We start from the raw sequence: 13,593 nt of genomic DNA, 5'->3' as shown, positions 1-13,593 counted from the left end.
GTGTCCGCAGGTAGCCGCGGGCACAGCCCCATTCCTTGCCTGCAACCGGGTGACGGAGCGAAGGAGAGATCGTGCCGGTTCCGCTGCGCCCCGTTCTGCCCGGTGCGGCCGCTCGCCTGCGCGCCCTGATGCCCGCCGGCGCCGATCTCCGGCTGATGGCCCGGAATCCCCGCCGGGACCTGCTCGCCGGGCTGACCGTCGCGATCGTCGCCCTGCCTCTCGCGCTGGGATTCGGGGTGTCGTCCGGCCTCGGCGCCGAGGCGGGGCTGGCCACAGCGGTGGTCGCGGGCGCGCTTGCCGCGGTGTTCGGGGGGTCCAACCTCCAGGTGTCGGGGCCCACGGGTGCGATGACCGTGGTCCTGGTGCCGATCGTGGCCCGGTACGGGCCCGGCGGCGTGCTGACCGTGGGGGTGATGGCGGGTGTGCTGCTGATCGCGCTGGCGCTGCTGCGGGCGGGGCAGTACATGCGGTACGTGCCGGCGCCGGTGGTGGAGGGTTTCACCCTCGGGATCGCGTGCGTGATCGCCCTGCAGCAGATTCCCGACGCCCTCGGGGTGGCCAAGCCCGCGGGGGAGAAGGTGCTCCTGGTGGCCTGGCGGGCGGTGGAGGCGTTCATCGCGGCGCCGGACGGGACCGCGGTCGGCCTGTCCCTCAGTGTGGCCGTGGCGATGCTGGCCGGGGCCCGGTGGCGGCCGGGAATCCCGTTCTCCATCGTCGCGGTCACCGCCGCTACCGTCGCCGCGCAGCTCTTCCACCTGGACGCGGCCCCCATCGGGGACCTCCCTTCCGGGCTCCCGGCCCCCTCCCTGGCCTTCCTCGACGTCACCGCGCTCGGTTCGCTGTTCGCTCCCGCGGTTGCCGTGGCGGCGCTGGCCGCGCTGGAGTCGCTGCTGTCGGCGACGGTGGCGGACGGGATGACGGTGGGGCAGCAGCACGACCCGGACAAGGAGTTGTTCGGCCAGGGCATCGCCAACCTCGCCGCTCCGCTCTTCGGCGGCGTCCCCGCGACGGCCGCGATAGCCCGGACCGCGGTCAACGTCCGCACCGGCGCCTCCTCCCGCCTCGCCGCCCTGACCCACGCCGCGGTCCTCGGCGTCATCGTGTTCGCCGCGGCCCCCCTGGTCTCGAAGATCCCCCTCGCCGCCCTCGCCGGCGTACTGCTGGCGACCGCGGTGCGGATGGTCGAGGTCGGCGCGTTGCGGGCGATGGCGAAGGCCACCCGCTCCGACGCCGCGGTCCTCGTCCTGACCGCCGCGGCCACCCTGGCACTCGATCTCGTCTACGCGGTGATCATCGGGCTCGTCGTCGCCGGGGCGCTCGCCCTGCGCGCGGTGGCGGCCCAAGCCCGCCTCGACCAGGTCGACTTCCGCCCGGACCTCCCCGGGGAGCACAGCGACGAGGAGCACGCGCTCCTGGCCGAGCACATCGTCGCCTACCGGATCGACGGGCCGCTGTTCTTCGCCGGCGCCCACCGCTTCCTGCTCGAACTCTCCGAGGTCTCCGATGTGCGGGTGGTCATCCTGCGCATGTCGCGCGTGACGACGATGGACGCCACCGGAGCCCTCGTGCTCAGGGACGCGGTCGAGAAGCTGAACCGGCGCGGCATCGCCGTGATGGCCTCCGGCATCCGCCCCGGCCAGCGCCGGGCCCTGGCGTCCGTCGGCGCCCTCGAACTCCTCCAGCGCGACGGCCGCGAGTACGCCACCACCCCCGAGGCGATCGCCGGGGCCCGCAAGCACCTCGAACAGGCCGGGCTCCTGCCCGTCCGCACCACCCCCACCCGCACCGCACCCGGAAGGCACCGCGATGACCGCCCCCGCCCCCGCCCCCGCCGCGGGTCGGGCCGATGACGGACGCGGCCGGACGCGGCAACGGCATCCGGACCACCCCGCCCCTGTGAAGCCGAGGAATACGACGATGACGATCGAGTGGCGCTACACGACCCACGACGGTTTGGGCGTACTGTCCCTGGCCGGATACCTCGGCGCGGACGCGACCGCCCGCTTCACCGGCGCCGTCGGCTGGGCCGAAGCACGCGGAAGCGGCCCGCTGATCCTGGACCTGACCCAACTGCTGGGCTGGTCGGTCGGCGGACAGCTCGCGGTCGCCCAGGCCGCCCGGCGCCTGGCCGCCGCCGGACGCACCCTCGAACTGGCCGCGATCCCCGCGGACGGCTCCCTCGTCCCCGACGCCGGTGAACCGGCCGTCCCCGTCCACTGCGACCTGTCGGCCGCCCTCGCCGCTCACCACGGCGCGGTGCCGACGCCGCCCGGCCAGGGCAAGGCGGCAGGCAGGAAGGGGCACACCGGCCGCCGGCCCGGCAGCCAGGCCCCCGCCGCGCCGACCCTCCTGTGAAGACGCGGTCCCGCCGGGTCCGAGGATTGCAGGAATCTGCAATTGTTGAGGTCACACACCGTGTGTGGGGACGGAAGGACTGTCCCCATGATGATGATGAGTGTTGGGTGGATCAGGTGCACAGGACACGCGCGACGGGCAAAGCAGGCGAGGCCGACCATACACAGGCGCCGCTCTACCAGCTCAAGGCGGAGTTCTTCAAGACGCTCGGCCACCCGGTCCGTATCCGCGTCCTGGAACTGCTGAGCGAGCGCGAGCACGCAGTCGCCGAGATGCTGGCCGAGGTCGGCATCGAAGCGGCCAGCCTCTCCCAGCAGCTGGCCGTCCTGCGCAAGGCCAACCTCGTCCTCACCCGCCGCGAGGGCTCCACCGTGTACTACCGGCTTACGAGCCCCGAAGTCGCCGAACTGCTGCGCGTCGCCCGCAGCATCCTCTCCGGCGTCCTGCAAGGCCAAGCCGAACTCCTGGCCAACCTGCGGGCCACCGGCCCGAAGTAGCGGGCTGCTCCCACGCCGCGGACCGCGAACGGGCGGCCGCTTCCCGTCGGTGCGGGTTCACCCGCGCTTCCGACACCGGGAGGCGGCCGCCCCCCGCCACCCCGCCGGGTGCTCACTTCTGGGCGTGCTGCCCCAGGTAGAACAGCAGCCACACGAACCCGGCGAACACATGGGTCCCGAAGATGTAGAAGAAGGCGCGCAGCGCGACCCCGTTCTCCAGCCACTTCGCGTGCTTGGCCGCGGCGTCGGCCTCGGACTTCCCGCTCACGGCCGGCCGCCTCTCCGGACAGTGGTCTCGTACATGGGGGCCTCCTCCGGGGCGCTGCCGGTCACGGGGCGTTCGGGCAGGACGGGGCGGCCCAGGACCGTCTCGCCCAGCGCGCCGGCAGCAGGCCCGACCCGTACGCCGCTGCCGTGGGACCGGGCGATCCCAGCCACCGTCCACAGGCCCTCACCCGCGGAGCGACACGGGAGGGGCCTCGGCCGGGCGTCCGGGTCTGCGACGCCGGCCCCCAGGAGGCCGCCGGTCACCGCAATCCCGACCCGTGACCAAGCTTGGTAAATTGCATAACTCTGCAAGTCTAGCCGACAGCCTGCGCGAAAGGCCGTTCACGGGCCGGCGGTCGCGGGCCTCACCCCAGCCCTCGGCCGCGGCGGGGCGAACGGCGGCCCGCCGCGGCGCACCCGGACCCGGAGCGCACGGCCGCCGAAAGACCGACCACCGGCGAGCGGGGGCGGGGCTTCGACGGCAGGGCGCGGGGGCGGACAGACCCGTACGTTCGCTCAGCAGAACCTCAGATCCGGATAACGATCGCATCACCAGACCTGGGCAAACGCCGAAAAAATCCAGCCACTGTGACGTCCGTCACCAAAGCCGACGTGAGGCGCGTGCTAGGAATACGCAACTCCGCTCCGGCCCACCCCTCGCCGGAGATAAGGAGCGGCGGCCGTCACCAGGCCGCGGCACCACCTGCAGTCTCAGCTCCACCTGCACGACCAAGGCGCTCCCACACCCGTCCGTGTCCGCGGACCGGTGGCGCCACGGGTCGCCGATCGGACAACGGCGTTCGCTCAAAGCCCGCCTTCTCACACCGGCCCTCCGCACGAGGCCGGTCTGCGCCATCGAGGTTTTGCCACATGTCTCTCGACTCCTTCACCGACTCCGTAGACGAGGCCGTCAGCGGATTCTTCGAGCCCATAGCCAAGTGGCTCGGTGATGTCGTCTTCTATTCGGTGCCGATCAACGGCACCGAGCTCCCGCTGATCGTCGCCTGGCTTGTCATCGCGGGTCTGGTCTTCTCCGCCTGGTTCGGCCTGATCCAGATACGCAAGTTCCCCCTCGCTCTGAAGGTGATCCGCGGCAAGTACGACGAGAAGGGGTCGACCGGCGAGGTCAACCACTTCCAAGCCCTGACCGCCGCCGTCTCCGGCACGGTCGGCCTCGGCAACATCGCCGGTGTCGCCGTCGCCGTCTCCATCGGCGGTCCCGGCGCGACCTTCTGGATGATCCTCTGCGGCCTGCTCGGCATGGCCACGAAGTTCGTCGAGGTCACCCTCGGCGTGAAGTACCGCGAGGTGCACGCGGACGGCACCGTCTCCGGCGGTCCGATGCACTACCTGCCCAAGGGCCTCGCCGAGCGCTTCGGCGCCCGCGGCAAGACCCTCGGCAAGGTCCTGGCCGTCCTGGCCTCCGCCTTCGTGCTGTTCTTCGGCCTCTTCGGCGGCAACCTCTTCCAGGTCAACCAGTCCTACGCCCAGCTGGTCTCCGTGACCGGCGGTGAAGACGGCGTCATCGGCGGCTCGGCCGGCGCCCTGTTCTTCGGCATCCTGATCGCCGCCCTCGTCGGCATCGTGCTCCTCGGCGGCATCCGCTCCATCGCCTCCGTCACGAGCAAGCTCGTCCCGGCCATGGCCGGCATCTACATCGCCGCCTGCCTCGTCGTCATCCTGGTCAACGTCACCGCCGTCCCGGCCGCGATCGGCACGATCATCGAGGGCGCGTTCAACCCGCAGGGCGTCGCCGGCGGTGTCCTCGGCGCACTGATCATCGGCTTCAAGCGGGCCGCGTTCTCCAACGAGGCGGGCCTCGGCTCCGCCCCGATCGCCCACTCCGCGGTCAAGACCAAGCACCCCGCCAGCGAGGGCCTGGTCGCCCTGCTGGAGCCGTTCATCGACACGGTCATCATCTGCACCATGACCGCGCTGACCATCGTCATCGCCAACCCGGCCAGCTACGTCGAGGTCCGCCAGGGCGGCGACTCCATCGGCGGTGTGACCATCACCTCCGACGCCTTCGCCACCGTCCTGCCCTGGTTCCCGTACATCCTGACCATCGCGGTCATGCTGTTCGCCATCTCCACGGTGCTGACCTGGGGCTACTACTGCATGAAGGCCTGGAGCCACCTCTTCGGCCGCAGCAAGGCCAGCGAGATCACCTTCAAGGTCATGTACACCCTCGTCGCCGTGGCCGGCTCCCTGCTGACCCTGCAGACCCTGATCGACATGGCCGACGCGGTCCTCTTCATGCTGGCCGTCATCAACATCATCGGCCTCTACCTGCTCGCCCCCGTCGTCAAGCGCGAGCTGAACAAGTTCCTCGACTTCGCCCGCCGCCGCGACGCCGGCGAGGACACCGAAGCCGACGACGACGAAGACCAGGAGCCGGCGAAGACCACCGTCTGACCGCATCCCCGCGGCACGGCTCCTCGAGAGGGCCCGTCCCCACCCTCGCGCCTTGGGTGGGTACGGGCCCTCTCCCCCTGTCCCGAACATCATCACCGCACGTCAAAGCCCCCCTGGCGACATCCCGGACCTCCCGATAGGGTGTGAAGAACGCGTCAACGCGCTCGTCACACCGACGGGCGGACGCGGGGTGTGCCGGGAAGTCTGGTCGGCGTCCTTGGGGCCGTGTGCCCGCAATGCTGCCGACGCCCCGGAGGTTCACCCCGCCATGACCGCTGCCCCGCCGCCCCAGCGCTCCCCCTTCCTCGGCGTCCTGCCCTGGCCCGAGCGCCGCGCCATCGCGGCGGCCCTGCGCACCGAGACCATCGGCGGCCTGGTCCTCCTCGCCGCCGCCGTCATCGCACTCGTCTGGGCCAACAGTCCGCTCGGTGACGTCTACCAGCAGATACGCGACTTCCACTTCGGCATACCCGCCCTCGGCCTCGACCTCTCCGTCGGCCACTGGACCGCGGACGGGCTCCTCGCCGTCTTCTTCCTCGTCGCGGGCATCGAGCTCAAGCGGGAACTCGTGGTGGGCGAGCTGCGCACCCCGGCCACGGCCGCCCTGCCCGTCATCGCCGCGGTGTGCGGCATGGCCGTTCCCGCCGCCCTCTACGTGCTGACCGCCGGCCTCGGCGGCGGCAGCCTGGACGGCTGGGCCGTCCCCATGGCCACCGACATCGCCTTCGCCCTCGCCGTCCTCGCCGTCATCTCCACGCACCTCCCCGCCGCGCTGAGGGCCTTCCTCCTCACCCTGGCCGTGGTCGACGACCTCGGCGCCATCCTCATCATCGCGATCTTCTTCACCGGCGATCTGAACTTCCTCGCGCTCGGCGGCGCCTTCGCCGGCCTGGTGCTGTTCTACGCCCTCCAGCGCTTCCGCGTCCGCGGCTGGTGGTGGTACGTCCCGCTCGGCGTCACCATCTGGGCGCTGATGTACAACAGCGGCATCCACGCCACCGTCGCGGGCGTCGCCATGGGCCTGATCCTGCGCACCACCCTCGACAAGGGCGAGGAGTCCTCCCCCGGCGCCCGCGTCGCGCACCTCGTGCACCCCTTCTCGGCCGGCGTGGCCGTGCCCCTCTTCGCCCTCTTCGCGGCCGGTGTCACCGTCTCCGGCGGCGCCCTGGCCGACGTGTTCACCCGGCCGGAGCCCCTCGGCGTCGTCATCGGCCTCGTCCTCGGCAAGATCCTCGGCGTGTTCGGCGGCACCTACCTCGCCGCCCGGTTCACCCGCGCCCGGCTCAACCCGGACCTCGCCTGGGCCGACGTCTTCGGCCTCTCCGTCCTTGCCGGCATCGGGTTCACGGTGGCCCTGCTCATCGGCGAACTGGCCTTCCCCGGCCAGGCCGTCACCGAGCAGATCAAGGCCGCCGTCCTCATCGCCTCCCTCGCCTCCGCAGCCCTGGCCGCCCTCGTCCTGCTGCGCCGCAACAAGGTGTACAAGCGCCTGTACGAGGAGGAGAACATCGATGCCGACGAGGACGGAATCCCCGACATCTACCAGCGCGAAGCCACCCCCGCAGAACGCTGACCGGTGCGGTCTCCCGGAACGCGGACGGCGGAGCGGGGCGACCGGGCCGGAGGGCGACAGGCACCGGTCCGCCGTACGAGACTGGGCCGCATGAGCACGCCAGCACCCCCCGCCCGGATCCTCGTCGTGGACGACGACCCGACCGTCGCCGAGATCGTCACCGGCTACCTCCGCCGGGCCGGACACGCCGTCGACCACGCCGCCGACGGCCCCGCCGCCCTCACCCGGGTCGGCCGGGACGCGCCCGACCTGGTCGTCCTCGACCTGATGCTTCCGGGCCTCGACGGGCTGGAGGTGTGCCGCCGGCTGCGCGCCGACCGGCCCGTACCCGTGATCATGCTGACCGCGCTAGGCGGTGAGGAGGACCGGATCGCCGGGCTCGAACTCGGCGCCGACGACTACGTCACCAAGCCGTTCAGCCCGCGCGAGCTGGTCCTGCGGGTCGAGTCGGTGCTGCGCCGCAGCCGGTCCGCCGCGCTGCCGCCAGGCGGGCTGGAGGAACAGCAGGCCCTGCTGCGGGCGGCGGGGATCGTGGTGGACCCGGGGACCCGGCGGGCGTTCAAGGGCGGCACGGAGCTGGGACTCACCCTGCGCGAGTTCGACCTCCTGGCCCACCTCATGGCCCGGCCCGGCCGGGCGCACACGCGGGAGGATCTGATGCGGGACGTCTGGGGCTGGGACTTCGGGGACCTGTCCACCGTCACGGTGCACGTCCGCCGGCTCCGCGCCAAGATCGAGGACGACCCGGCGGCACCCCGGCTCATCCAGACCGTCTGGGGTGTCGGGTACCGCTTCGAGGCCGGAGCGCCCTCGTGAGGGACTTCCTGCTCATCGCCCTCTTCGCGCTCGGCGGTGCGGCCTGTGCCGGAGCGGCCGGCGCGGTGGCCCTGCGGCTGCTGCGGCGCCGGTCGGTCGCGGTGTCGCTGACGGTCGTGGCCGCGGTGGCCGTCACCGCCATGCTCGCCGGCACCCTGGCGGTGGCGTGGGCCATGTTCCTCTCACCGCACGACCTCAAGGTCGTCACGCTGATCGCCGCGATGGCCGCCGTCGTCTCGCTGGCCACGGCGCTGCTGATGGGCCGCTGGGTGGTCGCCCGCAGCCGCGACCTGGCGCACGCCGCCCGGGACTTCGGGGAGGACGGCAGTTTCGCCGCCCCGCCCGCCCCGGCGACCGCGGAACTCGCCGAACTCGCCCGGGAACTCGCGTCCACCAGCGCGCGGCTGGCCGCCTCGCGGGAGCGGGAACGCTCCCTGGAGGCCTCACGCCGCGAGCTCGTCGCCTGGATCTCGCACGACCTGCGCACCCCGCTCGCCGGGCTACGGGCCATGGCCGAAGCCCTGGAGGACGGTGTCGCCACGGAGCCGGCGCGCTACCACCGGCAGATCCGCACCGAGGTGGAACGCCTCGACACCATGGTCGGCGACCTGTTCGAGCTGTCCCGCATCCATGCGGGCGCGATGGAACTGGCTCCCAGCCGGATCTCGCTGCGCGACCTCGCGGCCGACGCCCTGCTGGGCGTCGATCCCCTCGCCCGTGAGCGCGGCGTGCGACTGCTCGGCGAGGACATCACGCACGCGCCTGTGGACGTGGACGGCAAGGAGATGACCAGAGTGCTGGCCAACCTGCTGGTCAACGCCATCCGGCACACGCCGGCCGACGGCACCGTCGCCGTCGCGGTCGGCCGGCGTGCGGACGCCGCCGTGCTGTCCGTCACCGACGGCTGCGGCGGCATCCCGGACGAGGACCTGCCGCGGGTGTTCGACACGGGCTGGCGGGGCAGCCCCGCCCGTACGCCGCCGTCCGGCGCCGGGCTCGGGCTGGCGATCGTGCGCGGCATCGTCGAGGCCCACGCCGGGCGGGCCGAGGTGCACAACGTCCCGGGAGGCTGCCGCTTCGAGGTGACGCTGCCCCTCGCCTGACGGCCGCAGGACGGGGCGGTCGCCCGCTACGCCTTGGCGAGTTCCGCCGCCCCGAAGGACACGTCGAAACGGTCGCACCAGATCGCGACGCTGGAGTAGTCCGCCAGGTTCACGTCCGCCGGGATGGCGTAGTTCTGGTCGCCCTTGTTCCCCTTGAGCTTGCCCAGACTGACGTACTTGCCGTCGTCGAACACCCGCCAGCCCGCGACGCCCTCCTTCACCGGAGCGTCGGTGAGCCACACCCGCAGGTCCGGCCCGTTGCTCGTGTCCAGACCCTCCAGCCGCAGCACGTGGGAGCCGTCTGCCAGCCGGACGACCTTCGCCGTCCCCTTGGTGTCGTGCTCGTGGCTGATGAAGGAGCCCTGGGTCAGCGTCTGCGGCACGACGGCCGGCGAGGGGCTCCCCGACGCCTGAGCCGACGGCACCGTGTCCGGTGATGCCGGTGCCGGTGCGGCTGCGGGCAGCGACTCCTGCACCGTCTCGTCCTGCCACAGCTTCCACGGCTGGAACAGGTACAAGCCCACCCCCAGCACGGCCGTCACCACGAGCGCGCCGATCCCCAGCAGCCCGCGCCGCCCACGCCCCAGCTTCATCCACGACTCCCTCTTCAGCGCCCGGTGGGGCGATGTGCGTTCTCACCGCATTCAACGCGATGCCGACCCCGCACACCATTACGCCCGCATTACGGACAGCGGCACAGCGGTACCGGGCGGTTGGCGGCGGCCGGCATCCGCGGCCCCGTGGCGCGTACGGCGGGTCAGGCGGAGTCGAAGCGGTGGCGGGCCGATTCGATGGCACCCAGGTGGCGGTGGGTCCAGTCGCACATGGCGTCGACCGTGGCGCGCAGTGCCTGCCCCGGCTCCGTCAGCGTGTACTCGACGCGTGGCGGCACCGTGGGATGCACCGTGCGCTCGACCAGGCCGTTGCGCTCCAGCAGGCGCAGGTTCTGCGTGAGCATCTTGTGGCTGATGCCCTCGATCTCGCGCCGCAGTTCGGTGAAGCGCAGCGTGCGGTCGCCGACCGCTTCGATGATGAGCAGCGCCCACTTGTTGGCGATGTCCGAGAAGATCTCCCGCGCGAGCGAATCCGCCCGCGTCACATCCGCGTCGTCCTTGCCCGAGCCCTTGACCTGCTTGCTCACCATGAGGTTCCCCAGTCACCAAAAAGTGCGTTCTTCCACGTCAGCCCTCACTCTCTTACGGTTCCCGAGTAACCACAAGAGAGTGCAAGGAGCTGCGCAGCCATGACCATCACCCTGGTGGACCCGGACGGACTGCCCAAGATCGACGTCTACCGGCAGGTGGCGATCGCCACCGGCACGAGGACGGTCTTCGTCGCGGGACAGGTCGCCTGGGACGCCGACGGATCCACGGTCGGCGAGGGCGACCTGGCCGCCCAGGTCGAACAGTGCTACCTCAACGTCGGTACGGCGCTGGCCACGGCCGGAGGTTCCTTCGGCGACGTCGCGCGGCTCACCGTCTACGTCGTCGACTGGACACCCGAGAAGATGCCGCTGCTCCTGGACGGTATCTCCCGGGCGGCCGCGAAGCTGGGGGTCGCTCCTGCGCCGCCTGCCACGCTGATCGGCGTGGCAGCGCTGGACGTGCCCGAGCATCTGGTCGAGATCGAGGCCACCGCGGTCCTCGACTGATCGGTCGCGGTGCGGGACGCCCGGCACGACGCGGACCGGCCCGCCGCTTCGGGCAGGATTCTCCGCAGCCCTGCTCCGCGCTTCTTGTCCGGTGCAGAAAGGGGCCGGTACATTCACGAGCGGTGTGCCGGGAAGTCTGGTCGGCGGTCAGGGGCCGTGTGCCCGCCATACAGACTCAGGAGGCCGGCATGGTCTCGTACGCCTGCCGCACCCGTTCCCTCACCAAGCGGTACGGCCGCGTCCTGGCACTGGACGGGCTGGACTTGAGCGTTCCGGCCGGCGAGGTGTTCGGCTTCCTCGGCCCCAACGGTGCGGGCAAGTCCACCACCATCCGCCTGCTGCTGGGCCTTGCCCGCCCCACCGCAGGCCAGGCCTGGATCTTCGGCGCTGACGCGGGTGACGTCGCCGTGACCCACCGGCGCCTCGCGTACGTGCCGGCTGACGTGGCGTTGTGGCCTCGGCTCACCGGGGCCGAGATCCTGGAGCTGCTGGCGCGCACGGGGCCCGGCAGCGACCGGGCCTACCGGGACGAGCTGGTCGAGCGGTTCGCTCTCGACCTGTCGAAGCCGGGCCGCGCCTACTCGACGGGCAATCGGCAGAAGGTGGCGCTGGTCGCCGCGTTCGCCACCCGGGCACCTCTGCTGGTGCTGGACGAACCGACCAGCGGCCTGGATCCGCTGATGGAGCGCGAGTTCCGTCGGGCGGTCCGCGAGGCCCGGGACAACGGCCAGACGGTGTTCCTCAGTTCCCACCAGCTCGCCGAGGTCGAGGCTGTCTGCGACAAGGTGGCGATCCTGCGCGCCGGGCGGCTCGTCGACGTCGCCGCCGTGACGGAGCTGCGGCGGCTGCACCGCACGGAGGTGACGGTGTGCTTCGACGGGCCGTCCCCGGACCTGAGCCGGATTCCCGGGGTGGAAGCGGTCGAGGCCACCGGCGCTGCCTCGGTGCGGTTCACCCTCACCGGGCCGCCGCGGGCTGCCCTTCAGGCACTGGCCGCGGCGGACGTGCTCAGCCTCACGGTGCGGGAGCCCTCGCTGGAGGAGATCTTCCTCGGCTACTACGGCGGGGAGGAGGCGTGAGGCCCGTCAACCCGCCTGCCGGGCCTGCCCCCGGCGGTGCTGCCGCGGGGCGGGCGGTGACGGCTCTTGCCCTGCGCCAGACCTGGCGCGGCGCGCTCGTGGTGACGGGCGTGGTGGCCGGGATGTCGGCAGTGGCGGTGGCTGCCTACGCGACCACGGTCAAGGACCCGGCGGATGCCGCGGCGTTGGGAGCGCTGGCAGGGAACCCGGCGATCCGCACCCTGTTCGGGGAACCGGTCGCCCTGGACGAGGCGGGCGGGTTCGCCGTATGGCGCACGGGGACGGCACTCGCGGTGGTGCTGGCCGTGTGGGGGCTGCTCGCGGCGACGCGGATCACCCGGGGTGAGGAGGATGCCGGCCGGTGGGACGTCCTGCTGGCCGGGCGGCTTCCGGTCAGGACCGTGGTGGCACGGCATGTCGCCGTCCTGGTGGCGGCGTCGCTCGCCGCCGGCTCGGCCGCTTTCACAGGCCTGGTCGCGGCGGGGGCCGCTGTGGGCGGCGCTGCCGTGCACAGCGCCGGGCTGGCGTTGTGCGGGGTGTTCTTCAGCGCGGTGGGCGCACTGGCCGCCCAGGTGTTCTCGACACGGGCGTCGGCCAGCGGCGCGGCGGTGGCGCTGCTCGGGACCACCATGCTGCTGCGGATGGTCGGGGACGGCCTCGCCGCCCTGGGGTGGCTGCGCTGGCTGTCGCCGTTCGGACTGATGGCCCTGACCCGCCCGTACGACGGGAACCGGGTCCTGCCCCTGCTGGTCCTGCTGGCCGCCTGCGTGGCATGTGCTGCCGGGGCCGTGGCCGTTGCCGGAGGGCGTGACATCCGCGGCGGATACCTGCGCTCCTCCTCCGGCCGAGCTCCGCGCACGGGGCTGCTCGGCTCGGTCCACGCGTTCGCGGTACGGCGCCTGGTGCGCCCGCTGGCCGCCTGGACGACCGGTGTCGGGGCGTACTACCTCCTCATCGGCCTGCTGGCCGTGTCCATGACGGACTTCCTGTCCGACAATCCGAGGTTCGCCGAACTCGCCTCGCAGGCAGGCTTCTCCGGGCTCGCCACCATCGAGGGGTACACCGCGACGCTGTTCGCCCTGCTGGCCGTGCCGGCGGGTGTGTTCGCCGCGGTACGGATCGCCGCCCTCGCCGCCGACGAAGCCGGCGGACGGCTCACCCTCCTGTACGCCCAGCCCCTCGCCCGGGCGACCCTGCTCACCGGCGAGGCGGCCGCGACCCTGGGCGGCGCCGTCGTGCTCACCACCGCCGCCGGCATCGCCGCCTGGGCCGGGACTGCCGCTGTAGGCGCTCCCCTCGGACTGCTCTCCGCACTGTCCGGAGCCTGGAACGTACTGCCGATCGCTCTCCTCTGCCTGGGCTGCGCTGTACTCGCCCTCGGCTGGGCGCCGCGCGTGGTCACCGCCGTCGGATCCCTCCCGGCCGTGGGAGGGTTCCTGCTGAAGGTCGTCGCCGAGGAGTCCGGGCTGCCGGACTGGGTCAGCCGGCTCTCCCCCTTCGCACACCTTGCCGCCGTCCCCGCCACCGCGGTCAACTGGCCTGCGGCCGCCGTGATGACGGCCGCGGCCGCGCTGGCAGCAGCCGCCGGCGCCGTCGGCTACCGGCTGCGGGACCTCCGTACCTGACGCGGGGCGGCCCAGGGCACGGGGCACGGGGCCGTGTGCGGGCAGGGAACCGTCGGCGCCAGGCGAACCGGCAACGACGACCGCCTTCGGCTCGGGCGCGGTTCCGACGCGTTGCCGGCGCCTCGCGTCCCCCTGCCGTCAGCACTCCGTATGGACTCCGGCCTGCACCGTCAGGGTTCCGTCAGGGGCAGGGCACAGGACACGGGGCGGGG

14 protein-coding genes are annotated in these 13,593 nt (G+C 72.4%); 10 read left to right on the top strand and 4 right to left on the bottom strand.

The window, feature by feature from the left end; genetic code table 11:
* The first annotated feature begins 128 nt into the window (after nt 1-128).
* The 3 genes from C0216_RS12955 (at nt 129) to C0216_RS12945 (ending at nt 2,852) form a co-directional block, all read left to right on the top strand.
* Nucleotides 129-1,850, top strand: coding sequence for a SulP family inorganic anion transporter (locus C0216_RS12955; protein WP_114058638.1), 1,722 nt, complete (start codon nt 129-131; stop codon nt 1,848-1,850).
* A 67-nt stretch (nt 1,851-1,917) separates the two neighbouring features.
* The gene (locus C0216_RS12950) at nt 1,918-2,355 is read left to right on the top strand and encodes an anti-sigma factor antagonist (RefSeq protein WP_114055421.1); all 438 of its coding nucleotides are present in this window, start codon (nt 1,918-1,920) and stop codon (nt 2,353-2,355) included.
* A 116-nt stretch (nt 2,356-2,471) separates the two neighbouring features.
* Nucleotides 2,472-2,852 carry an ArsR/SmtB family transcription factor gene (locus tag C0216_RS12945; RefSeq protein WP_246042517.1) on the top strand — a complete coding sequence of 127 codons (381 nt, stop codon included), beginning with the start codon at nt 2,472-2,474 and terminating at the stop codon, nt 2,850-2,852.
* Between the two features lie 112 nt (nt 2,853-2,964).
* Here C0216_RS12945 and C0216_RS33855 read toward each other — a convergent pair whose 3' ends face one another.
* Both C0216_RS33855 and C0216_RS12940 read right to left on the bottom strand, forming a co-directional pair.
* Nucleotides 2,965-3,120, bottom strand: a complete 156-nt coding sequence (locus C0216_RS33855; RefSeq protein ID WP_174250388.1) for a DUF6126 family protein — start codon at nt 3,118-3,120, stop codon at nt 2,965-2,967.
* A complete protein-coding gene (locus tag C0216_RS12940) occupies nt 3,117-3,290 on the bottom strand; it encodes a hypothetical protein (protein ID WP_162793189.1) in 174 nt (57 codons plus the stop codon). The genes C0216_RS33855 and C0216_RS12940 overlap by 4 nt, the downstream gene beginning before the upstream one ends.
* Before the next feature lie 699 nt (nt 3,291-3,989).
* On the opposite strand from C0216_RS12940, the gene C0216_RS12935 reads away from it, so the two are divergent.
* The 4 genes from C0216_RS12935 (at nt 3,990) to C0216_RS12920 (ending at nt 9,026) form a co-directional block, all read left to right on the top strand.
* Nucleotides 3,990-5,534 carry an alanine/glycine:cation symporter family protein gene (locus C0216_RS12935; protein WP_114055418.1) on the top strand — a complete coding sequence of 515 codons (1,545 nt, stop codon included), beginning with the start codon at nt 3,990-3,992 and terminating at the stop codon, nt 5,532-5,534.
* A gap of 268 nt (nt 5,535-5,802) precedes the next feature.
* Nucleotides 5,803-7,107: a Na+/H+ antiporter NhaA gene (nhaA, locus tag C0216_RS12930; protein WP_114055417.1), complete on the top strand. Its 1,305-nt coding sequence runs from the start codon at nt 5,803-5,805 to the stop codon at nt 7,105-7,107.
* A gap of 90 nt (nt 7,108-7,197) precedes the next feature.
* Entirely contained in the window at nt 7,198-7,923 is a 726-nt protein-coding gene (locus C0216_RS12925) for a response regulator transcription factor (protein WP_114055416.1), read from the top strand.
* Nucleotides 7,920-9,026 (top strand): sensor histidine kinase, encoded by a 1,107-nt coding sequence (locus C0216_RS12920; RefSeq protein ID WP_114055415.1) that lies wholly within the window; start codon nt 7,920-7,922, stop codon nt 9,024-9,026. Before C0216_RS12925 ends, C0216_RS12920 begins: the two co-directional genes overlap by 4 nt.
* Before the next feature lie 26 nt (nt 9,027-9,052).
* Here the strand turns inward: C0216_RS12920 and C0216_RS12915 are convergent, their stop codons facing one another.
* Together C0216_RS12915 and C0216_RS12910 are read right to left on the bottom strand one after the other, a co-directional pair.
* A complete protein-coding gene (locus C0216_RS12915; RefSeq protein ID WP_114055414.1) occupies nt 9,053-9,619 on the bottom strand; it encodes a DM13 domain-containing protein in 567 nt (188 codons plus the stop codon).
* A 164-nt stretch (nt 9,620-9,783) separates the two neighbouring features.
* Complete coding sequence (locus tag C0216_RS12910) at nt 9,784-10,170, bottom strand: winged helix-turn-helix transcriptional regulator (protein WP_114055413.1); 387 nt, start codon at nt 10,168-10,170, stop codon at nt 9,784-9,786.
* A 99-nt stretch (nt 10,171-10,269) separates the two neighbouring features.
* On the opposite strand from C0216_RS12910, the gene C0216_RS12905 reads away from it, so the two are divergent.
* From C0216_RS12905 to C0216_RS12895, 3 genes are all read left to right on the top strand, one after another.
* A complete protein-coding gene (locus tag C0216_RS12905) occupies nt 10,270-10,677 on the top strand; it encodes a RidA family protein (protein ID WP_114055412.1) in 408 nt (135 codons plus the stop codon).
* A 188-nt stretch (nt 10,678-10,865) separates the two neighbouring features.
* Nucleotides 10,866-11,756: an ABC transporter ATP-binding protein gene (locus C0216_RS12900; RefSeq protein ID WP_114055411.1), complete on the top strand. Its 891-nt coding sequence runs from the start codon at nt 10,866-10,868 to the stop codon at nt 11,754-11,756.
* Nucleotides 11,757-11,812: 56 nt separating this feature from the next.
* Nucleotides 11,813-13,381, top strand: coding sequence for a hypothetical protein (locus C0216_RS12895; RefSeq protein WP_216827077.1), 1,569 nt, complete (start codon nt 11,813-11,815; stop codon nt 13,379-13,381).
* Nucleotides 13,382-13,593 lie beyond the last annotated feature (212 nt).

Origin of the sequence: Streptomyces globosus (assembly GCF_003325375.1) — a bacterium.
Lineage (GTDB): Bacteria > Actinomycetota > Actinomycetes > Streptomycetales > Streptomycetaceae > Streptomyces > Streptomyces globosus_A.
The sequence above is the reverse complement of the archived record's forward strand: the minus strand, read 5'-3'. Positions and strand labels throughout refer to the sequence as shown.